We start from the raw sequence: 20,899 nt of genomic DNA, 5'->3' as shown, positions 1-20,899 counted from the left end.
AAGTCTTGCTGGAAGAAGCGCCGCGTCGCTTGTTACCTGGTCTCTGGCGGTGGAACTCACTTGCGTTTCACAACAGATCGACGCTCGAGACCCTCATCCGGACAAAGGCTGGATGACGTTCAATAGGCACGGGGGAGCGACCCTCGATATCGTCGCTCCAGATCGTTCTGAAATCCCTGCGGCATGAGAAATAGACTTACACTATCCCGAAGCTTTTTCCTGTTCTCCGGGGCTCGTTTCCGTATGGAAACGGTTCAGCTCAATCGCGCTCTCGCGGCATCCTGACCGACCTGGGCGATGGTATGAGCCTGGCCATAGCCGATAAGGGGGAAGCGACCCACCGGGGGTTCAATCAAGAGGTCTGCCATCGCCTTGGTTTGGTCCCGGTGGGCGATGCCGCCGACAATGCCGGCACGCACCAGGATTTCAGGCAGGGTTGGCAGCTTCTCCGTCCGGCGTGAAAACAGGCGGGTCAACACATCAAGCGGGCCGAACCGTTCCAGGGCGGCATCGACGACCAGATCTTCGCGGGGATTGACGTCGACCGCGATCACCTGGCCCGACCCGACGCGGTCCCGCATCGCGTCGACCGGGACGTTGTTCAAAATCGCTCCATCCACCAGCAAATGCCCCCGTTTCAAGGTCGGTGGAAAAATGCCGGCCGGAGAGTTGCTCGCGCGCACGGCGAAATGGAGAGGACCACTGTCCAGCACCTCGGTGGTTGCCAGGGTAAGGTCGCAGGCGACAGTGAAGAAGGGTGTCCAGAGGTCCTCGAAGGTCAAGCCTTCGAACATGTTCTCCAGGGAGCGTGCAAACCGTCGACCTCCGACAAGAGACACCAGGGGAAGGGTTGGGCGTTCTCCCTTTCGGGTCAGGGCGAGGGTGTTTTCAAGGATCTCGTCCGGGCTGTCCCCCTTGGCGAATTGGGCGCCGATAAGGGCTCCCATGCTGTTGCCCCCCACCATGTCCACGTCAATCCCCCTGGATTTCAACTCGCGGATAACCCCCACATGAGCGAACCCGCGTGCGCCGCCCCCTCCCAGGACCAGACCGCGTGCCTTTCCAACCAATGTCCGCGCCACCCGTCCGGCATCCGCGGGGGTCGAGAGGCGCAGGTGGTGTTGGGGAGCATTCTCCCGCTCGGCGCGCCATTCCCTGGCTCTCTGCGGGCGGGGGGCCTGGGCGGGATGGAGCACCAGGAGGGAATACCTCTTCATGGAATGGGTCTTGTTCTCGGCAAATTGAACTTCAACCGGGCGAAGCGCCGTTTCGGCATCCCAAGAGGTGACGAAGAGGACATGGTCGGCATGACGCAGGCAACAATCGCGCCAGGCTCCCTCGACCTCGTCGGCTACATAAAGGAGCAGGTCGACGGACTTCTCAAGAGCGTTCAAATGCGCGGTTTCTATGCCATGGCCAAACTCGGACATGGCAAGGCCATCTTCCCTGGTCAAGGCGCTGACGCGCCCCAGTGCGGTGAAAGCGGGAAGCAGTTCATGCGCCGCCATGACCGCGTTTTCAGGCGCATCGAGGGGCACAATGGCGATGGCCGAGGGATGGCCGTGCGGTTGTCGTTCAGTCGCGGCAACAAGGTGGCCTCGGATCACTCCACCAAGGATCCTGCTTATTTCCATCGGATGGCTGACGAGCAAGGATCGGTAGATCTCTTGATCCATCACCAGGCATTCGCAATCCCGAACAGCGGTCAAATCCGCGGCCCGGGTGTCCCCGAGCACGACGCCCATTTCTCCGACCACGGCCCCGGAACCGAGGGGGGAAAAGATCTTGACGTTGCCGTCGGGCTGATGCTGGGAGGGGCGAACCATACCTGAAACGACGATCAACAGATATTCCGAGATTGCGCCTTGGGAAAAGATACGCTCGCCTCCTGCATGGACACGAACGGGGAGGCGGGTTTCTAGGTCCGATAGCAGTTCAGGCGAGGCGTTCCGAAACGCCGTTTCATGGCGAAGGGTTTTGGAAACCCGGCTTTGCAGGGATTGCGCCGCGGCATGGGAGGGGTGGGTGCGGAAGAGGTCCGGAGCATCCAGGTAGGCGCGGCGCAGGGTCCGACTGTCGAGTGCGAGGATCGATCCCGCCTGGAATGGTCTCTCCCCGTCAGAAGGCGGTGAGACAGGAACGAAAGTGTGGGGTGCGCCCGGTTCGCCCTCAAAGAGCGTGGTCGCGGAGTCATGTGGCCTGGCGGGCCATCGAGGCGCGCTCGACGAGGCAAGGAAGGTCGCGGTATCCGCCAACTGGTCCAGAACCTCCTCGGGCAGATCCCGGAAAGGGTCCATCTCGCGTAGCAGGGCAGCGGGAGTGAGGGAGGGGGGCATGGGCATTGGGGGTCACCAAAACGGCTGAAGCCGGGACAGTATGGCACGGGGCGGGAACAAAGCCCGCACCCTGGTGGCGCCTCAAGAGATCGGTTTGTGGGCAGTCAGGTAGAACAACTTCCAGAACAGGAGGAAGCGGCCCGGTTCCTCGTGGTAGCCCAGGTCCAGGCGTGCACGGTCCAGGCACTCCTGCGGTGTGCAGGTGGCGTCATGGATCAGGTGGAGGAAGCGCGCTGCGTCGGATGGGGAATCGAAAATCCATGGAACGGGACGAATTTCCCAGGACACGAGGGTCAGTCCCGATTCCGCACACATGAACTCGGCGTCCCAAGGGTCCAGAAAACGGTGTTTGTGTCCGGTGGAGGACATTTCGTCCACTGCGCCGTCGAAGTAACGTTGAATATTGGTGTTGTCGGGCACGTCACCGATGACGAGACGCCCACCGGGGCGCAGAATCCGGGCGAATTCACGGGCTTGCCGAATCTTGTCAGGCACATGGTGGAAATTGGCCAGAGACGTCACGAGATCGACGGAGCCATCGGCGAGCGGCAGGTCCGGTCCGGTCAGATGTACTGCGTCTACAGCGAGATCACCTATCCGCCGGGTCAGTCCGCGCAACATCCCGTCTGAAGCGTCCAGCGCGGTGACGTGTCCGTCTGGTCCCACAGCCTCAGCCAGGGGAAGGGTGATGGCCCCATCGCCACACCCAAAATCGGCGACTTTCTCGCCCTCCCGCGCCGATGCCCGTTCGAGCATCTCGTCGATTTCGATCTTGCGGGCCACCGGGAAGTCCGTACCGGCCTTAATATAGTTTCCCCATCTGCTGTCCAGATCGAAGTCTTTCTTTGAGTTTTTGTCTTCGATCATGACATCGTCATCATATTTCATAAATTTGTACCTTTTTTGGATACATTTACTTGAAATTATATTCATCTTGCGAAAGCAAAGTCCGCGGTGCGGTGTCCCGCGAAATTTTGTGATGAGCCCTGCGTAATTCGCAGGGTATGTGCTAAGTATCATTTTTGGAAGGCAAATATTTTTCTATTGTCTCTCGAGGGGAAGCTGGCGCCCGGTCTAAAATGATGAGGGCGAACTTGGGGCTAGAAATAAATTGGACACACGGCCAAGTAATAATTCCGGCTTGCATGGTGAAAATTGTCAAACCTGCCTTGATTTGCTGAAGAGCTGGGCTCTTCTTCAAGGTGCGCGTCCAGCACTGACGTTCCCCGCAGCCCCGGTACAAACGGCGCGGGAAGTTGATTTTCATACTCTTTGGCGGGCCGTGGAAGGTTTGGCTGGTCGATTGGCACCGCTCGTTCGCGCAGGAGATCGGGTTCTGCTTGCCCAGGAAAATACCCTGGGGTTTTGCCTGGCTTTTCTGGCCTGCCTTCGCCTGAAGGTCGTCGCGGTCCCCGTTCCCCGACGGCTCACCGGGGAGCGGCTTATGAGGATCGCTGCGGACTGTCATCCCGCCTTGGGTCTGGTGGAGGGCGAGGATGCTCCGCTGCTTGGGTCCGAGGTGCCTGGGGAACTGACGGACTTTCTCACCGAGACGGCCTGGAGAACCATGCCGGCCTGGCCCGATTTGGAAGCCCTGACAACCGACGGTCTGGGCGAGACCTTGGCCGGCTTTTCCGGCGATCCTTGGCCGGACAAGGAAGACCTGGCACTTCTGCAGTATACCTCGGGATCAACCTCGACGCCCAAAGGCGTGACGGTTACTCATGGCGCGATCATGGCGAACTTCGAGGCGACAGGCCAGGCCATGGCACTCAATGCCGAGTCGATCTGTGTGTCCTGGTTGCCGGTCTTTCACGACTTGGGCCTGTTCGGCGGGTTTCTTCAAACCATCCTCAACGGTGGGCAGTCGATTATTTTGCCGCCCAGCACCATTGTTCGTGATCCCTTGCGCTGGCTTCAAGCCGTCTCCGACCACGGTGCGACGGTCAGTGGCGGACCGAACTTCGCCTTTGATGCCTGTGTCGAAGCCCTCGCTAGGGCCAAGGCGAAAGGACGACCTTTGCCGGAGATGGATCTTTCCACTCTGGAGGTTGTCTTCAATGGCGCCGAGCCCGTACGCGCGACAACCTTGAGCCGCTTCGTTGAAGCCTTCGCTCCCTTTGGCCTGAAGGCGGAGGCACTGTATCCAACCTACGGCATGGCAGAGGCAACCCTGACCATTTCCACTTCCCGTCCCGGGGTCCTGCCTATGGTTCGCCGTTATGTCGGGCTGAACCATGGGGTCGCGCGGCGCGCCGGGATGTCGGAGAAGGAGGACGGAGAGCGATCCATTGCATTGGTATCCTCGGGATGGCCGGTCAAGACCGTGGACCTTCTGGTTGTGGATCCGCAAACGCATGGCGTTCTACCCGATGGACAGGTCGGTGAAATCTGGGTTGCCGGTCCTCAGGTGACGGCCGGCTACTGGAACGATGCCGGTGCCTCGCAGAACGTGAATGTCCGTCCTGACGGTTTTCCCCCGGGGGAGGAGCGGTTTCTGCGCACCCGCGATCTGGGCTTCCTGGACGATGGAGAGCTGTTCGTTACGGGACGCATGGACGACGCCATTCTTCGCCATGGTCGTGTTCTTTATCCCCACGACTTGGAACGACTGGCCCAGGAAGCTCGCCCCCTGCTGGAACCGGGGTGTCAGGCGGCTTTCGCCTGGGGCGACGGGGATCGGGTTGCGATGGTCGCCGGTCTGCGCAAGGAGGTCGGGGAGGACGAGGCCCGGGCCGTCGCCAAAGCCATTCGCACCTCCCTTTGGCGCCAGATGGATCTCACCCTGGATCGCTTGGAATTGGTTCCCCGGCGGGAGGTGATCCGCACTTCCAGTGGGAAGGTTCGGCGCGGGGCCATGCGGGATGCCCTGAAGAATGGGCGGCTGACCTCGTTTTGGACGGACGCCGATGCCGATCCACCGGCGTCCGACGGCACGTCCCTCGCTGGTTCTGTTGAGGATTTGAAGAGTTGGTTGGAAGGCCAACTGGGTCGCGGTGTCTCGTTGGATGTAGACGAACCCCTTTTCGCCCTGGGCCTGGACTCCCTGGGTGTGCTCGCGCTCGCGGGGTGGTTGGAAGTCCGCCATGGTCAGGCACCGCCTCTTGCGTTGATGCGCGAGGGGACACTGGGCGAGGTCGCCGCCTGGATCGCGGGCCACTCACCTTTGAACCCCGGGGCCGAAACGGGTCGCGGTTCTCCTGTCCTGGCCGCCACTGGCGATGGAGGGCGATCCCTGGGCCGGGGTGAGGCGGCGTTGCTGTTTGCCGATATGGGGCAGTGGTCCATGGTGACGCAAACCCCGATCCTTTTACCTGGTATGCCTTCCACTTCGACGGTGAAGATGGCCCTTGCGGACTTGGCCCGGCGGCATCCGGTCCTCGGTTTCCGTGTGGTGTTGGGCAGTGGGGGCGCGCGGTTCCTTCCTCAGGACCAGCCAGAACCATCGCTCGTTGTCCTGGATGCCCAGGCGGATGAGACTATCGCTTCCCTTGAAACGCGCCTTTGGTCCAGCGCCAGGGCTCCTCTGGACCCCACCGATGGTCAGGGCGTTCGGCTGGTACTTGGGCCTGTTGTCGATGGCGTGCGCCCTGCCGTGCTCGCAATTCACCATCTACTGTGTGACGCCCGATCCCTGGATCGTCTCGCCCAGGAACTTGTCGGTCTCCTGAGGGGGGACACCTTCGACCAGTTCGATCCGCCACCCGATCCGCGCGGACGGGAGGAGGCGGCCCTGGTTGGAGCAGGGCGAGAGCAGGCAATGGATGCCTGGCGCACGGAGTTGGACGAGGTTCCGGTCTCGGTGCGTCTCCCTTGGCCCGCCCCTGTCCCCGGGGAAGCGGCTGGGGCCTTTCCGGCGTGCCGTTTCGCGTTGTCCCGGCGTCTGTCTTCGGCAGTCGCGGACCGGGCTGCGCGTCTGGGTGTTGGGCGCGCGTCGCTTCATTTGGCCGCCTGGTGGGCGTCCTTGGTTCGGCTGGGGGCGCCGAGCCCCATGGCAGTGACGTTCATGGCCGATATCCGGCCATTAGGCAAGAACGGGGTGGGGTACGCGGTGAACCCGCTTCCCATGGTCATGCCTTCGCTGATGGAAAGGGAGGCGGAAGACTGGTCTCTTGGCGACTTGGCCAAAAAGCTCAATACCCGGATGGGTGAGCTTCTCGACCGTCGGGCAATTCCTTTTCCCAATGTCATCGAGGCCGTTGATCCGCAACGGGTGGGAGGGCCCGGTCCCTATCTCCAGGTGCAATTCGGCCATGGTGTCTTTACCCAGCCCCTGGCCGCAACCCTGAAAGAAGCCCTCGCGGAAGGCGCGTCGGGCTTCCTCCTTCCCCAGATGGAAGATGGGTCACAGGTGAACCTTCAGGTGTTCGATACACCCGAAGGTACCGTAGGGATGGTGGTCTTCGACCCAGGCCAGATCCGCAAGGAGACCGCGGCGAGCCTGGCGTCCTCCTATCGGGCGATGTTGGAAGCCTTGGTCCGGGGTCCGGATACCCGTCCAGGCGATGTTGACTTGGCCTTCCCTGACCCGTCCTCCATGCGCTGGGAAAAGGGAGACCCCGAGCCGGTGCATCTGCGTGCCCGCCGTCTGGCCGTGGCGCATCCGGAGCGGTTGGCGGTACGCGACGGAGCGGCGAGCCTTGACAACGCCACTCTTTGGGCGCGCGTGGATGCCCAGGCCGCGCGGCTTGTGGCGTTCGGCGGCACCCCCGGCGATTTGGTCGCGACGCTTTTACCCCGCTCGGCGGACCTTCTCGTGGCCCAATTGGCGATCCTGGAGTCCGGACTGGCGGTCATGCCGATGGATGTGGCCGCGCCTCCGGGACGGGTGGCGGAGATCTTGGCCGATGCCCGGCCCCTCGCCGTGATTACGCGAGACAGCCTGCCTGAATTGGAGGGCGTTCCCACCCTGTCCGTGGGAACCGAAACCGCCTCCGGTCCCACCGTCCGCGCGACTTCCATCCGTGCAGTTGCCACGGATGATCCTGCCTTTGTCCTCCATACGTCCGGATCCACGGGCCGGCCGAAGGGTGTTGTTTTCCCCCACGGAGCCCTTTCTTCCCGTCTTCTGGACCTGTGCCGCCGTTTGGATGTCGGTCCGGGTGATCGGGTCCTGAATTACATATCACCAGCTTTCGATCCTTCCGTTCAGGAGGCGTTGATGGCGGTAACCACCGGCGCCACCCTTGTTGTCAGCCCTGAAGGGGAGGGTTTCGATCCGGGGTCTGTCGCCCGGCTGATGGTCCAGGAACAGGTCACCCACGGTGTGGGCGTCCCCTCCATGCTGCGGGAGGTGGTTAGCCATCCCGACTACATGGGATGTCGAAGCTTGCGCGGCGTCACCTGCGGTGGAGAGACATTGACCCCCGCCCTGAGGGACCGTTTGGTGGCCACATCCGGAGCGCGCCTGTTCAACGTCTATGGCGCTACGGAAACAACGATTTGCGCCACCGTCTGGGACGCCACCGACGAGCCGCCCCACCGGGTCGGAGCGGTGGGCTATCCGATGGATGACACCGTGGTCCGCGTCCTTGATGCCCAGGGGCGGCCGCTTCCGCCCGGGGTGATCGGCGAAATCGCCGTCGGGGGACCGGCTCTGGCCCTGGGGTACCGGAACCGACCGGAAGAATCCGCAGTTCGCTATCGGACCGATCCCCTTTCTTCCGATGGGGGGCTTCTGTACTGGACCGGCGATGGTGGTTGGCTGGACGCAGAAGGGCTTCTTTGGTTCTCCGGGCGCCTTGATGGTCAGGTGAAGATCAATGGCCAAAGGGTGGAGCCGGGCGAAGTTGAAGCGCGCCTCCGCACCGTGCCGGGCATCAAGGAGGTTGTCGTCGAGCCTCGCCCAAAGGAAACGGGCGAGGGGCTGGAACTGGTCGCGTATGTCGTGGCAGCTCCGCAGGCGAGGCCGTCCGTGGGACGCTTGCATGGCGTCCTGGTGGAGACCATGCCTCCGGCCCAGCGTCCGATCGCCTATTGCTGGCTGGAGGCGCTTCCGCTCACCCGGAACGGCAAGGTGGACCGGGCAAGATTACCGGCTCCGCGGAGCTCCGATCGCATCGACGCGGGGGCTGTTGGTTCTTCCTGCGTGGAAGCTGGTGATGAGGGGGATCCCTTGGAGCGGGCCGTTTCCTCCATCTGGTCTGAAGTACTTGGAGGGGCTCCCGTTCCCCTTGATGCGAATTTTTTCAACATCGGTGGACACTCTCTTCTGGCCCTTCGGATCATGACGCGGATCGAAGCGGAATTGGGGCGGAAGGTCCCTGCCACCAGTCTGTATGCCGCACCCACGGTTCGCGAGTTTGTGATGCTGTTACGCCGGGAGGCCGCTGATGGTGAGGGCGCTCTGGACGCCGGGGAGGGGCCTCTTCACCGGCAACTGCGATCCGGCGGCGAGGCTCCCCCGCTGTTCCTCGTCGCACCAGGGATACGGGGGGAGATGGCCTTTGAGAGACTGGCCCAGGTTCTGCCCCCAGGCAGATCCGTCCATTGCCTGGCTCCACCGGCCTTGTTCGACCAGCCCGCCATCACGCACATGGCCGACCTGGTCGCGTCCTACGCCGACCAGGTGGCGCGTCTCGCGGAAAGTGCGCCCGTTCATCTGCTTGGATATTCCATCGGCGGATTGCCTGCCCACGACCTGGCTCGCGTTCTGGAAGAGCGGGGCGTAACGGTGCTGAGCTTGACCCTGGTGGACAGTCTGGGACCGCGTTGAACCTGGCTGGGGCGCCTGGTGCTGGAGATCATGCACACGCTGCCGGGGGTGTTCGATCGTTTGGGCCGTTGGACCGGCGATGGTCGATTTGGCGAGTTGGCGGACGACCGCCGCTTGCTGAACATGCTTCGCCTCGCCCGGTCTCATTCGGTCTCGCGCTGGTCGGGGCGAATGATCTTCGTCGGGCGAAGCCGGGGCGCATGGATGGTCCGCCTGGGGGCCAGGGAATGGCTGTCGGGGACGGACGCAGTGGATTGGGTCACCTTGCCAGGGGACCATTCGTCCCTTTTTCAGGAGCCCGGGGTTGGCGATTTGGCCACCTTGTTGAATGAGGTCATGGGCAGCGCGGAAGAGCGTTGGCTGGAACAGAGAACTGAGGATCGGACGGACCATGAAGGAAAATGAAGCGAGCGCCACGGCCTATGCCGTGCTTCAAGGGCTCCTGTATGTGGGGAGAAAGCCCCGCTACAAGGGATTGGTCGCCGACGATGTTCTGACGGCGGGGCAGACTATTCTGGCCGCCACCGAGGAAGGACGCAAACGCTTGCGTCAGCTCGACAGCGCCCTGTTCCGGACGATTGTTCCCTTGATGGAAACCCTGTTGGTTCCGGGGCTGACCCTGCATTACGCCCTGCGCAAACGGTTCATCGAGGACGCCGTGCTGTCCGCGATCGAGGCAGAAGGGGTGACGCAGGTTGTCAATCTGGGGGCTGGTTTCGACACCTTGGCCTGGCGCCTTCATGAACGTTTTCCCGAAGTCAATTTCATCGAGATCGACCATCCGGCGACAGGGGAGGCCAAGGCCCAGGCCCTCGGGGAGCGAATGGCTGCCGCGGAGAATCTCCATCAACTGTCCGTGGACTTCACGCGGCAGACCCTGGCCGCGCGTCTCGGAGGGTTCTCGGGCTTCCAGCCCGAACGGACCACGCTCTATATCTGCGAGGGAGTGATGGCTTATTTGACAGAAGAACAGGTCACCGAGATGCTCGAGACTTTGGTCACGCTCTCCCAGGGGGTCGCGCCGTGGTTGGTTTGCACCTGCGTGGAGCCCTTGGAAGCGCCGGAAAATAACACCGGGCCCCTGCTTGGCACCTATTTACGCATGAAAGGCGAAAGCATCCATTGGCGGATCGCCCATGGGACGATCAAGAGCTTCCTGGCCGACCGGGGCTATGAAATGACGGATCTGGGAACGGTGACTGAATTCAAGACCCGGTATCTGTCGGGTATCGATCACGGTGTCACGCATGGGGGCGAATATGGTGTCCTTGCTCGGGCGAAGCAGTGAGCTGATGGGGTTTGACCCGCTATACCCGAGCAACGTTGTTTCTGAGCTGGCAGCGTATCTCTTACAACGAATTCGGCCCGTGATTGCGGTGTCAGCCTTCGCGGTTTGACCCCGGTGCGAGGCTCAGGAAAACCAATGCAGCGTCCCTAAAGAATACCGCAAACCAAAGACGGACCGACAAGGCTGCAGATGCCCGTTTTTCCGGCCGTTTCGGATCGTCGTCATGGGGGGATTTAGGCCGCCAAAAGGATATTTGCGAGCTCGATCAGATTGCCTACGCTGAAATCCCAATCTTCGTTCGACCCGGGCTCGCCAGTTTTAGACGGATCTCGTGCGTTCTCGCGGACGACGAGGGCTGTTTTGAAACCGCATTCACGTGCGGCACGTAGATCGTCGTCGTGCGCGGCAATCAGCATCGCATTGTGAGGTTTTACCCCCAACACCTCGCAGGCGCGGAGATAGGCTTGCGGCATTGGTTTGTAAGTTCGCGAGATATCCGCACCGACGACTGTATCCCATGGCAAGCCGCCGTGTTTTGCCATGTTCACCAGAAGTCTCGTGTGCCCATCCGACAGCGGTGCAACGACAAATCGTTCCTTCATGTTGGATATTCCTTTCACGGAATCGGGCCACGGCTTGAGGCGATGCCATGCCTGGTTAAGGTGGACCAATTCTGCGTGAGGCAACTCGGAGATTTTCAACCCGAATTCCTCCAGTGTGCCTTCCAGATTAGACAAGTTGACCACGTCCGAAGTGGCGAAGGATTGCAGACCCCGGCGAATAGGTTCGACAGAACTGTCATATCGTCCGACCCAGGCATCGGCCAACGCGCCGGCGTCAATGTGCGCTGCGTTGTTGCGCGCCAGAAAGGAGGATACCTCTGCGGCAATGCTGCCGCGCCAGTCGACGACCGTTCCCAGAACGTCGAAGAACAGAACCTCAGGTTTCGTCATTCAAGCTCTCCATTTTCAAGAAGGTTGTTTCCTGTCAGTCGCGATAGGACGGGTCTGTTTTGTCGAGTTGCCGTTTCAGATAGTCGAAATGCGCAAATGCCTGGTCTTTGTAGGGGAGCCAGCCGTCGGCTGTCTTCTGCGCCAGGTCGTCGGACATGATACTGAGCGAACGTCTCGTTGAATAAGCGAGAACGAGGGTCTTGGCCGCGCGTTCCAGGAAATACAGTTCTTCGAATGCTTCCGCGACTGTAGGGCCGGTAACGCTGACGCCGTGATTTCCCATGAGGAGAGCGCATTTGTTTTGGAATGCGGCAGCCAGTCGCTCACCTTCTTCCTCATCGTTGGCGATCCCGCCGAAATCCAGGTCGACACCGAGTTTTCCGAAGAAACGCGCTGTGTTCTGGTCAATGGGCAGCATTTCCGGATTATACAAGCTTGCAAGTGCAGTGGCATAGGGCGGGTGGCAATGCAGCAGGACACGGGCGTCAGGGCACTGACGGTGCACTGCTCCATGGATAGTCCAGCCGGAAGGGTCGGGCGCATTCGGTCGGGACATCACGCTCGCGTCGTCCGCATCGAGAAGAATAAGGTCGCTCGCTCGCATTTCGCCAAAGTGATGCCAGCGCGGGTTCATCAGAAAGCGTGTCCCATTCGCGGAAACCGCGGCACTGAAGTGGTTGCCAACGGACTCATGCCAATCAAACAGAACGGTCAGTCGAAAAGCTGCTGCCAGATCTATCCGCAAGGACTGAACCTGGGCAGCGCTCAATTCCATGGTTGGGGTAGGGGAAACCATCTCGCTCATCAACATCTCTCTGCTTATGCAAGTTTGAATTTCGAAAGCAATTTTTTGTTCGGTGCTTTAATTTTTTCAAAAAAATCATATAGTTGGAAGGTGGTAAATTCTAATCCAGCATAACCATGAGGTTATATAGATGAGGCGCGAGATTCCGCCACTTCGTCTTCTCACGACCTTCGAAGCGGTTCTGCGCACTGGAGGAGTGCAGAACGCCGCTGCGGAGTTGAACGTGACCCAACCCGCGGTCAGCCAGGCGCTGCGAAATCTTGAGGACCACGTCGGAACAAAGTTACTGGATCGCCGGGTCCGGCCGGCCGCGTTAACGGAAGCCGGACGGATCTTGCTTCAGGGAGTTTCGAGCGGATTCGATCAGATCGGGCGGGCGGTGGATCATATAAAGGCGTTGGAAAGTGCCGACCAAAATATAGTGACAGTGGCATGTACCATCTGTACCGGCACCTATTGGCTGATGCCGCGTCTCGCCGAGTTCTATAACCAGCATCCCGAAATTACCGTGAAAGTCTCGACCACGAACTTGATCCCGCAGTTTGCCTCCGAAACGGATCTACTCATTCGCTATGGTTCCGGAGACTGGGCCGATGGCGAAAGCGAACTTCTGTTTCGCGAGCGCCTGATACCAGTCTGCAGTCCGGACGCCCTGATGCGTCTCGGCAACGGCGATTTGGCAAAGGCGACTTTATTGCATGTCGAGGCTGAGGATGAATGCTGGCCGAGGTGGGATCAATATTTCGAAGCTATGGGCCTTTCCGGAAGCGGGCAGGGCAACCGGACGTTCAGCAACTATGTTCAGGCCACCCAGGCTGCGATTGCCGGGATGGGAGTGATGCTGGGATGGGTTTCAAATTCAAGCGACCTGTTGCGGCAGGGGCAGCTCGCGGTGTTCCGGGACCTGCCGCTGTTTCCAGATGGCGCATTCCATCTGGTTCGACCGAAACACAAGGAGGCGAAAGCAGCAGCGACGACGCTGGCTCGACATCTCCACCGCTGCGTCGCTGACGTCTCTTCCGGCAAATAACGCTTGTTGCTCTGGCCAAGGCCAGCTCAAAGTGCCCATCGGAAAACTGACGGCAGTCCCTGGGCAGTCTCTGTCAGCCGACGCGTTTTTTTCCGATGCAAGTATCAGTCAGCAAAGTGGACATTCTTGTCATTGCCTCTCCGAACAGTGGTCTTGCAACATGGAGCTCGTCATGACCGCATTCGGAAACGTGTCCTGCGCATATTCGCTGATCGGCACTGCTCATTGAGATCAGCGACATTTTTGGTTTGTCGAAATGCCCACTGCCTCAAACAGCCGCTGCGCAGGTTTGTTGCAACCAGGCGCGAAATTTCCTGACTTGAGGCCGGCGCCATCTCGATGCTGTCGATACAGCCCAGTATCCGAGATTTGCATCCCAACTCGGAATGTCTGGTCTCACCAGAATGCCGGAGGCAACGGCGTCACGCGTCAGAACTGGCCATGCCAGCCACAAGCCCTGGCCGGAAACGGCGGCCTCGTACGATAGTGACGCGTCAGGCACACGGACCACCGGGTGTCGCGAAGGATCGAAATGCTTGCCGCCTACACTGGAAGACCATTGGGCCCAGGAAACAAGGCTTTGCTCATCAACTATGAGCGGAACCTTGGAGGCTGTTGCCTGGGCAAGGAGTGCTTTGCTGAGGCCAGGGGCGCAGACGAGTTCGATCGACTGGTCCACGATCTTTTCGGTTTTCACATCCGGCCACTCGCCTTTGCCAAATCTGATGGCTATGTCGATGTCTTCCCGATCGAAATCGACCAGTCGGCTGGTGGTGACGAGCCGAATCTCTGTATCCGGATGTTCCGCGTTCCAGTTCACCAGACGCGGCACCAGAAAACGCGCGGCAAAAGCGAGACCGCACGAAACGGTAAGCAAGGGTCGAGGCTTGGCGCTTATCTCGGCCAACCCGTCCGAAATCACCTGAAACCCTTCCGTGAGTTTTGGCAAAAGCAACCTGCCCTTCGCGGTGGGAACCAAGCCCGTATCCGTCCTGTCGAACAGCGTTACCTCGAGTTGCGCCTCAAGCAGACGTAGTTGGTGGCTCACCGCACTTGGCGTCACGTTGAGGCTCGATGCCGCCCGCGACAAACTGCCCAAACGGCCTACTGCTTCCGCTGCCTGTAGTGACTTTAGAGACGGTTGTGGCATCTCGTTTGCAATTTTTCTCAATACTGTTGAAATAGATTAGATTGTAAAATCCTACGTATTCAAGTGAATTCGTCGCGAAACAGCGAGGAATGAAAATGAATATCACGAATAAAATTCAACAGTATGCGATCGTCGATGTGTTTGCCGAGAGGCCGCTGCGCGGCAATCCTCTTGCTGTGGTTCCAGACGCGGATGACCTGGACGAGCACACGATGCGCGCGATTGCCGTTGAATTCAATTTATCGGAGACATCATTTGTCCTGGCGCCTACAGAGGCTTCTGCGGACTTTCGAATTAGATCGTTTACGCCGACCGGAGACGAAGTGTTTGGTGTCGGCCATAACGCACTAGGTGTCTGGTGGTGGTTGGCAGAAACGGGTCAACTAGGTGAACGCACCTCGTTTGTTCAGCAATTGGGGGACGAGCTTCTTCCAGTTTCGATCGGACGGGAAAATGGACGGGTCACTGTCTCCCTGTCTCAGGCCATGCCGCGCCGTATTGGCGACGTCGGGGACTTGCAGGCGCTTGCCGAAGCACTGGGGCTCGACAAGACTGAACCGGCCCTTGGGCCGCAGGAAGCGGTTGTGGTCTCCACGGGTGCGGCGCATATGCTCGTCAGGCTCGTTTCCCGCGACGAAGTTGACCGGGCGGAGCCTGACGCCTCCATGCTTCTTCCGTTGTTGGAGCATGCCGGTGCGCAAGGATGTTATGTTTTCACGACATCTGGTGAACAGAGAGGGGAAGCCTATGCTCGCTTCTTCAATCCAACGGTAGGCATTCGGGAAGACCCGGCAACAGGAAGCGCCGCAGGCCCACTGGGGTGGCTATTGGCCAACCGCAGCGGTGCTGGAGGACAAGAAACGTTCACGGTCGTACAGGGAGTTTCTATGGGTAGGGAAAGCCATATTCGGCTTCTCGTGCGCCCCGACGCTGTTGAGCTGACCGGTTCCGCTGTGCTCACTGCCACGGGCCAATTGCATCTGTAGCTTTTGGAGCGGGCTCAGACCCGACCTCTGCTGATCGCCGCTCAGTCCAGGATTTCCGTCGCGAGCCGGGTGCCGAGAAGCTCATCTTCAACCAGGATGTAGATTTCCTTGGGGGGCGTATTGAGAGAATGGACCATCAGGCCTGGATCGATACCCATCTCGATCAGGTATTCCATCGTTTTCCCCTGGCCGTACTGAATCTCTTCCACCGCCAGGAAAACAGGCATGTAGCCGGGGGTGTCATAGTAGTGCTGATGCATGCCGACGGCAGCATCCTTGGAGGCTGAACGATTGACACCGGCTGCAAAAATGTAAGGACACGACGAAAGGCACACCAGACCAGGCAGCATGGCGGTATCCAGCTCAGCTGCACGCAGGCTACGACCAATTTCAAATGCCTCACTCACATTGCCACCGGGGCTATGGAGTGAAACCACTTTGGGGGCTTCTTCCAGGCCGGCCAGGAAGCTCGTAAAGCGTTCGGCGTCTCCAGATGAGATCCGGCCCTTCAGGAAAATCGCTTCACCCAATTCGCCCCTGTCGATCACTTCAAACTGAAGCCTGGGAGGCATGTCACCCGGAATTTTGAAAGTCGACGGGGCGGGTGTCCGCATGAAGTCGGGAAAGCTACGAGATGGATCGTAGTGTCTCACCTGATCGCCGGGTGTCGTGGGTCCGGACGGCAATGCATCGTTGCCGCCACCCCCCGGGGTCCATTGAGCCTGCAGATGCGAGAGCACCAACAAGGCTGCCAGGATCGCCTGGGCGACCAAAACCCACTTCAGGCTGCGCTGGATGGTTATTCGCGACGTATCAAGGCGCTCGGGAAACACGTCGTGCTACTCCGCGGCATTCAGGTTTGCGGGCTCGGAAGTTTCCGAATTTGCGACACGGCGCAAGACTTCCTTGTCTGCCGCACCCATCGAAGCCTCGACATCCTTCATCGCATTGATTGCTGCCTTGAGGTCTGCGAGCGTCAGGGTTTCCTCGATGCTCAGCCCATCCCGGCCGCTACGGATCGATGCCTGGGTGATTGCGACCACAAAGACCAGAACGGCGGGCAGGAGGTCGATCGCGATAGCACCAGCCCATGAGGGGACAAAGTTGCCTGCGTACCTGATCACAGCGTCGGCGCTTGAGATCGGATTATAGGCCGTCTCCTGTGGTGGCTCCAACGCCAGCACTTCATCGGCTGCGCGCCGCAGGGTCTGGCTGCGTTGGTCGAGGGCGTTCAACACGGATGCGATGGTGCTTGATTGAGCGTCCCGAACGCTGCTGTTTCGGCCATCAAGTTCGGGAAGAACAACAGATGCAGGCAGGTCCTCGGCGGCTCGAGCGACGAGCGGTGCAACGGAGTACTGGTTCAGGTTTGCAATAACGCCGGCAAGACGCACGCTTTCCTCCGAAAACGCGACCGACCTTTGTTCAACCGGCCCGGGGGCAACCGTCAGGGCTCGCATGCGCCCAAGGATTTCGTTGCCCCGGGCAAAGGCGGAGTCGATCAGTGGCTTTTGTTCTGAAATCTGCTCCTCAAGGTTCTGGAGCTCTTCTGTTTTTTGCGTCAGAACTCGAAAGACTGCGCCTTCACCCGCTGTGCCTGAGAGCTCGCCGGAGCGTTCCTGTTGGGCGAGTGCTTCGAATGCTTCCTTTGCACGTTGAACCTCGCGACCGAGAGCCTGGCCCGAAAGGGCGATCTCATGTGCCTGCTCCAAAGCCGCCTGGTAGTCGCGGACTGTCGTATCCAGGTGCTGTTCGACAGCAGCTGAGCCTGCAAGCGCGGCCGCGTTGAGCCAGCTCGACATGGCAATGATTGCAGCCGACCCCACAAGCATTGAAACCGAAAGCCCGATGAAACCCGCCGCACTGCGCATCGCGGGCATGAGCCGAAGCATGTAGCTCCAGAATACGAAAATCCCGACTGACACGGCGACGGAATAGGCCACCGCCGCGAAGAAACTCATCGCACCCGTATCCTCCAGCAGAGAGGACACACCCAGGTAGGTGTAGATACCGGAAGCGATTGCCAGAACGCCGAGCGCTGCAGGTGTGAAGGTTTCCAGCCAAGCAAGATGAGCTTCAAGCTCCTTGGCAGTGCGAAGGCCTTTTGCTTCCGCAGCAGTCAATTTCGTCTGGCTCTCATTCATCGCATTTCCTCACAAGCTCGCAAGCAGCTTAGCTAGGGCTTTACCCCATAAAACCAAGCATTGCGGCGTTATTCCGGCAATGGAACGTAAGGAAGAACCTTGAAGGCCCATGCGCCGTCGAGTTACTGAAAACAGTCTTCAGATTGGTTTTTGATGAGCGCTTGGAATACACCCAAAACGAGGACTGTAGAACGCCAGAAATTGCCTTACCATTCAGGGTGTTAGCGTCTTTTGCGGGAAGAAATGTGAAATGGTGCTGCCGGAGAGATTTGAACTCTCGACCTCTCCCTTACCAAAAGCGTGGCCTGATTACAGAAATCCAAATGGGTTCAATTGCTTCCTAGTTGTAGGTCGTTGCAGCTGTTTTGGTTTTGTAGATCAGCGGAAATTCAGCGTCAGTCAGCAGCCTGAACAAACCATGAAAATTTTGTCTCGCCGTATCAAACTAAGCGCTGACGGGGCTTTTGGTACTTCGTGCAGAGGTGCTCTGCGAAGAGGCGAGGCGGTCAGTCATAGCCAATCCCTTGAAGATTTCCCGTCCGTAAAGAAAGCTTCGTCCATTGTGGCGCTAAACTGATTTGTGCTGAGTGCAATCGCAAGGCGTCAACAAGTCCATTAGCAGCTGGTCAATCTTGTTCCATTCATCACCGCATAGCAGTCCGCAGAATGCGTGTGAGGACATCGGTGCTTGTTGGTTGTTCTGCCAGGCAACGATCGCCGCTCTACGCATAACCATTGCAGCGTTTTGAACACGTTGCGTGGTTTGGACCGGTGAACATCTCCATCATCGCAACCACACGGTCGAATGAGTACCGAACCCCTTCAATAGGCGCGTGGAGAGATTATGACGTACAGAGTGGATGCTTCAGTTTTTCAGCGGAAGGACCGGATTACTTGCTTTTGATGGTTCTGACTGACCTGACAGGTTCGGAAAACGCCTCTGGCTTGCCACGCCGAAAAGCCTCATGAACGGATGCTGTGCTCTTGGCTGAATGGGTATAAGTGTCCAGCAGGATCTTTGGACTGGACCATCTACCCATGTCAGCAGCAGTACGCGGGTCCACGCCCTGGCGGACGACAAGCTCGGTTCCGAACCCGTGACGTCCTGCAGCATGGGGTGGGATATACTCGATCCCAGCATTTTGGCAGGCAGTTTTCCAAGCCTTGTATACGCCCCAACGCTGCTGGTAGCCGAAAACACGGTCATTGCGAGGCGGCAGATTTGCCAGTTCCACGACAAGCTCGGTCATGAGGCTGACCCATTGCTCTTGGTGCCCCTTTGCCGCCGGCATGAGCAATCGATGGTTTTGCAGATCAAGATGTCTAGGTTCAATCTCGATTGCCTGGGATATGCGGGCGCCCGTCGTGAACATGAAAAAGGCAAGGGCTCCCTGGTATCGGTTGGCGTGTGCACGGAAGGCCGTCAGCCATTCCCAGGACCCGGGAGTTTTTTCGCCACGGCTTTGCTTTCCACGCTTCTCGCCCTGTGTTTGCCGCTCCAGGGCGTTATACGCCTTGACCCGGATAAGAGCTGTCCCTTTTTCCTGGTGGGCGTTGTTGATGACGGCGCAAACGGGTGTCACAACCTGACGACGCCACGTATCGCAAGCAGCGAGGGGATAGAGTTTTCTGCCCAAATCGCGCACCAGCTTAGGTGTGATGTCCGTGACACGCATTGGTCCAAGAAACGGAATGATTTTCAGCAGGTAGCCGGCATCCGCCGGCTTTGCGTCATAGAGTATCACGGCGTTTGCAAAGGTCAGCTCGTCTGCTTCCGAAGGCGCATCTGATCCAAGGAGCGCACGTTGTTGCGCTTTCCTCTCAATTTCCCTGAGCTTTGTTTTTGCGACCGCCGGGTCAAATGTTCCAAGGCTTCTGTTGATGTAGCCGTCAATGCCATCGGTGCGGCCTCTGACCCACCATTTTCGGCCACGCTTATAGAGTTCGAGCGGCATGTGGTTTCCTCAAATATCCGGTCAATATGTTCTGGTTTAAGCAAAAGAGCCTTGCCAAGGCTGCAGAAGGCACCAATTTGCCGTGCTCTTTCCTTCAGCGAGCGTTCGGAAATCTCGATCCCGAATTCAGAGAAAGTTTGCACCCACTGACCCGGCGTCTTTCCAGTTTCAAGGATCTTGGGAATTGTCGTCATGAATGTCCGATCTCGATGCCATTTTGAAATCTCAATTTCCATTAATCAGATAATTCCAGAAATAGGAATTAAAATCCAATTTTAGGTTGACCGCAATCCACAATCCCGATAGCCGTCGATTATCGCGGCGACGGGGTGCAACTCCCTGCTGGATGAAAGCTGCGGGCGCGGGGGTCGTAAGTCCTAAGGTGCCGCCAGAAACAGAGGACGGGTTAACCGAGAGGTTCCCTGGTAATTGTGTCCCATCCCGGCTCGGGCCAGCAGACACGCCAGAGGCTCCCCTGCCTTCTATGGTTTTCCATAGGGGGTAGGGGGGCCTTTGGCTTTTTGGAACCCTCCCTCTCAAACCTGCAGAGAATTATTGGAATTTAATTCAAGGCAAGAGACGTAGGATAGAGAGAGCCTTGGCAACGATCCTCACTTGAGTAACTTCTTCATCCCCCTCGTTGAAGACGATCGGGTCCTGAAATCGTGGGTCGTTGGATTCCGGGTGAAGTTGCAATCCGTCGGCTGATTGAACGAGACGTTTCGCTGTTCGCTCAATTGTCTGTCCACCGTCACGTGTGCGTTCAACGACAACAAGGTCGCCTGACTGCAATTCGATGCCTGCCTGCGCGTAATTGAGGCAAAGGATCAGGTCGCCATCACGCGCGACACGGTTCAAACTTTCGCCCTTGATGGTAAGAAGGTACTGCAATTCCGTCGGGTATCTGCTATCGCCCAGAACAGTCGATCGTGCGCCCCGCTCCCCTTCAAACAAGTCAGCTTCCATCCACAGACCAGCTGCGACTTCGCCGCAGATAGGGACTGTCGTGCCGTTGCGCTTTATCGCGGCCATTTCGATCAAATCGCCGAACAAAAGAGCGCCTTCAGTAGTGCCGAGAGCATTCGCGATTTTTGCAAGCGTGTCACCGCGCGGGTGATCAACCTCGCCACGCTCATATTTGTTCAGATTGTCGTAGCTGACACCGGCAGCGCGTGCGAGTGCAGCTCTAGAGTACCCGAGCAGTTTGCGTCTTTTGATGATCCGTTCGTGCCAAGACATGTCGGGTTGTTAGGTCGTTTGTTCTCGAATTGATTAGGCCGAAACACCCAATTCGATCAGACTAGCCGAGTCGGTGGGCGGACCCATAAATAGATTGTCCTTTTGCCGCTGCAAAGCAGTGGGTGAAATTGAGCGTTTCGTAGGTTGGGGGTATCTGGCTAGCGGAAATGCTAAAATACGAACTGAGCCATCGCCTTTGCGGTATTGAGAAACTATGTTTTGACAGATGCCTATCTGATCTGGTCGAGAGACTCTGGTCTCACTGAGCGTTTATGTTGATCGGCGTAAACATCGATGT

At 58.8% G+C, this 20,899-nt stretch carries 14 protein-coding genes; 5 read left to right on the top strand and 9 right to left on the bottom strand.

The features are described 5' to 3' along the window. Positions 1–254: 254 nt before the first annotated feature. Positions 255–2,342 carry a patatin-like phospholipase family protein gene (locus ACP90_RS20545; protein ID WP_082809807.1) on the bottom strand — a complete coding sequence of 696 codons (2,088 nt, stop codon included), beginning with the start codon at positions 2,340–2,342 and terminating at the stop codon, positions 255–257. Between the two features lie 75 nt (positions 2,343–2,417). After that, complete coding sequence (locus ACP90_RS20540) at positions 2,418–3,203, bottom strand: methyltransferase domain-containing protein (RefSeq protein WP_158514202.1); 786 nt, start codon at positions 3,201–3,203, stop codon at positions 2,418–2,420. 244 nt (positions 3,204–3,447) lie between these two features. Here ACP90_RS20540 and ACP90_RS20535 point away from each other — a divergent pair, with 244 nt between their 5' ends. From ACP90_RS20535 to ACP90_RS20525, 3 genes are read left to right on the top strand one after another with little or no spacing between them, the layout of a single operon-like run. After that, positions 3,448–9,051 (top strand): non-ribosomal peptide synthetase, encoded by a 5,604-nt coding sequence (locus ACP90_RS20535; protein WP_082809805.1) that lies wholly within the window; start codon positions 3,448–3,450, stop codon positions 9,049–9,051. Between the two features lie 18 nt (positions 9,052–9,069). Then, positions 9,070–9,456: a hypothetical protein gene (locus ACP90_RS28455; protein ID WP_062489728.1), complete on the top strand. Its 387-nt coding sequence runs from the start codon at positions 9,070–9,072 to the stop codon at positions 9,454–9,456. Continuing rightward, positions 9,443–10,339, top strand: a complete 897-nt coding sequence (locus ACP90_RS20525) for a class I SAM-dependent methyltransferase (protein ID WP_062489723.1) — start codon at positions 9,443–9,445, stop codon at positions 10,337–10,339. The genes ACP90_RS28455 and ACP90_RS20525 overlap by 14 nt, the downstream gene beginning before the upstream one ends. A 233-nt stretch (positions 10,340–10,572) precedes the next feature. Here ACP90_RS20525 and ACP90_RS20520 read toward each other — a convergent pair whose 3' ends face one another. Continuing rightward, on the bottom strand, positions 10,573–11,292 hold the full coding sequence (locus tag ACP90_RS20520; protein ID WP_062489721.1) for an HAD-IA family hydrolase: 720 nt from the start codon (positions 11,290–11,292) through the stop codon (positions 10,573–10,575). A 34-nt stretch (positions 11,293–11,326) separates the two neighbouring features. Continuing rightward, complete coding sequence (locus ACP90_RS20515; RefSeq protein WP_062491825.1) at positions 11,327–12,088, bottom strand: class II aldolase/adducin family protein; 762 nt, start codon at positions 12,086–12,088, stop codon at positions 11,327–11,329. A 139-nt stretch (positions 12,089–12,227) separates the two neighbouring features. Between ACP90_RS20515 and ACP90_RS20510 the strand changes: the two genes are divergently transcribed. Then, entirely contained in the window at positions 12,228–13,127 is a 900-nt protein-coding gene (locus ACP90_RS20510; protein WP_062489719.1) for a LysR substrate-binding domain-containing protein, read from the top strand. Between the two features lie 268 nt (positions 13,128–13,395). Here the strand turns inward: ACP90_RS20510 and ACP90_RS20505 are convergent, their stop codons facing one another. Then, positions 13,396–14,277, bottom strand: a complete 882-nt coding sequence (locus ACP90_RS20505) for a LysR substrate-binding domain-containing protein (protein ID WP_062489717.1) — start codon at positions 14,275–14,277, stop codon at positions 13,396–13,398. Between the two features lie 95 nt (positions 14,278–14,372). Here ACP90_RS20505 and ACP90_RS20500 point away from each other — a divergent pair, with 95 nt between their 5' ends. Continuing rightward, positions 14,373–15,263 (top strand): PhzF family phenazine biosynthesis protein, encoded by an 891-nt coding sequence (locus tag ACP90_RS20500; protein WP_062491822.1) that lies wholly within the window; start codon positions 14,373–14,375, stop codon positions 15,261–15,263. A 41-nt stretch (positions 15,264–15,304) separates the two neighbouring features. On the opposite strand, the gene ACP90_RS20495 is transcribed toward ACP90_RS20500, so the two are convergent. The 4 genes from ACP90_RS20495 to ACP90_RS20480 all read right to left on the bottom strand — a co-directional run bounded on the left by ACP90_RS20495 (position 15,305) and on the right by ACP90_RS20480 (position 20,601). After that, complete coding sequence (locus tag ACP90_RS20495) at positions 15,305–16,096, bottom strand: hypothetical protein (RefSeq protein ID WP_145915813.1); 792 nt, start codon at positions 16,094–16,096, stop codon at positions 15,305–15,307. Between the two features lie 6 nt (positions 16,097–16,102). After that, entirely contained in the window at positions 16,103–17,407 is a 1,305-nt protein-coding gene (locus ACP90_RS20490; protein ID WP_062489714.1) for a hypothetical protein, read from the bottom strand. Between the two features lie 890 nt (positions 17,408–18,297). Beyond that, the gene (locus tag ACP90_RS20485) at positions 18,298–19,362 is read right to left on the bottom strand and encodes a tyrosine-type recombinase/integrase (RefSeq protein ID WP_062489712.1); all 1,065 of its coding nucleotides are present in this window, start codon (positions 19,360–19,362) and stop codon (positions 18,298–18,300) included. A 567-nt stretch (positions 19,363–19,929) separates the two neighbouring features. Continuing rightward, complete coding sequence (locus ACP90_RS20480) at positions 19,930–20,601, bottom strand: LexA family transcriptional regulator (protein WP_062489710.1); 672 nt, start codon at positions 20,599–20,601, stop codon at positions 19,930–19,932. Positions 20,602–20,899 lie beyond the last annotated feature (298 nt).

The organism is Labrenzia sp. CP4 (assembly GCF_001579905.1).
GTDB lineage: Bacteria > Pseudomonadota > Alphaproteobacteria > Rhizobiales > Stappiaceae > Roseibium > Roseibium algicola.
The sequence above is the reverse complement of the archived record's forward strand: the minus strand, read 5'-3'. Positions and strand labels throughout refer to the sequence as shown.

Coding starts and splice junctions, on each gene's coding strand:
- ACP90_RS20525 (WP_062489723.1), top strand. CDS start 9,443: ATGAAGGAAAATGAAGCGAGCGCCACGGCCTATGCCGTGCTTCAAGGG.
- ACP90_RS20520 (WP_062489721.1), bottom strand. CDS start 11,292: ATGACGAAACCTGAGGTTCTGTTCTTCGACGTTCTGGGAACGGTCGTC.
- ACP90_RS20505 (WP_062489717.1), bottom strand. CDS start 14,277: ATGCCACAACCGTCTCTAAAGTCACTACAGGCAGCGGAAGCAGTAGGC.
- ACP90_RS20500 (WP_062491822.1), top strand. CDS start 14,373: ATGAATATCACGAATAAAATTCAACAGTATGCGATCGTCGATGTGTTT.
- ACP90_RS20490 (WP_062489714.1), bottom strand. CDS start 17,407: ATGAATGAGAGCCAGACGAAATTGACTGCTGCGGAAGCAAAAGGCCTT.
- ACP90_RS20515 (WP_062491825.1), bottom strand. CDS start 12,088: ATGGTTTCCCCTACCCCAACCATGGAATTGAGCGCTGCCCAGGTTCAG.
- ACP90_RS20485 (WP_062489712.1), bottom strand. CDS start 19,362: ATGCCGCTCGAACTCTATAAGCGTGGCCGAAAATGGTGGGTCAGAGGC.
- ACP90_RS20510 (WP_062489719.1), top strand. CDS start 12,228: ATGAGGCGCGAGATTCCGCCACTTCGTCTTCTCACGACCTTCGAAGCG.
- ACP90_RS20545 (WP_082809807.1), bottom strand. CDS start 2,342: ATGCCCATGCCCCCCTCCCTCACTCCCGCTGCCCTGCTACGCGAGATG.
- ACP90_RS20540 (WP_158514202.1), bottom strand. CDS start 3,203: ATGATCGAAGACAAAAACTCAAAGAAAGACTTCGATCTGGACAGCAGA.
- ACP90_RS20480 (WP_062489710.1), bottom strand. CDS start 20,601: ATGTCTTGGCACGAACGGATCATCAAAAGACGCAAACTGCTCGGGTAC.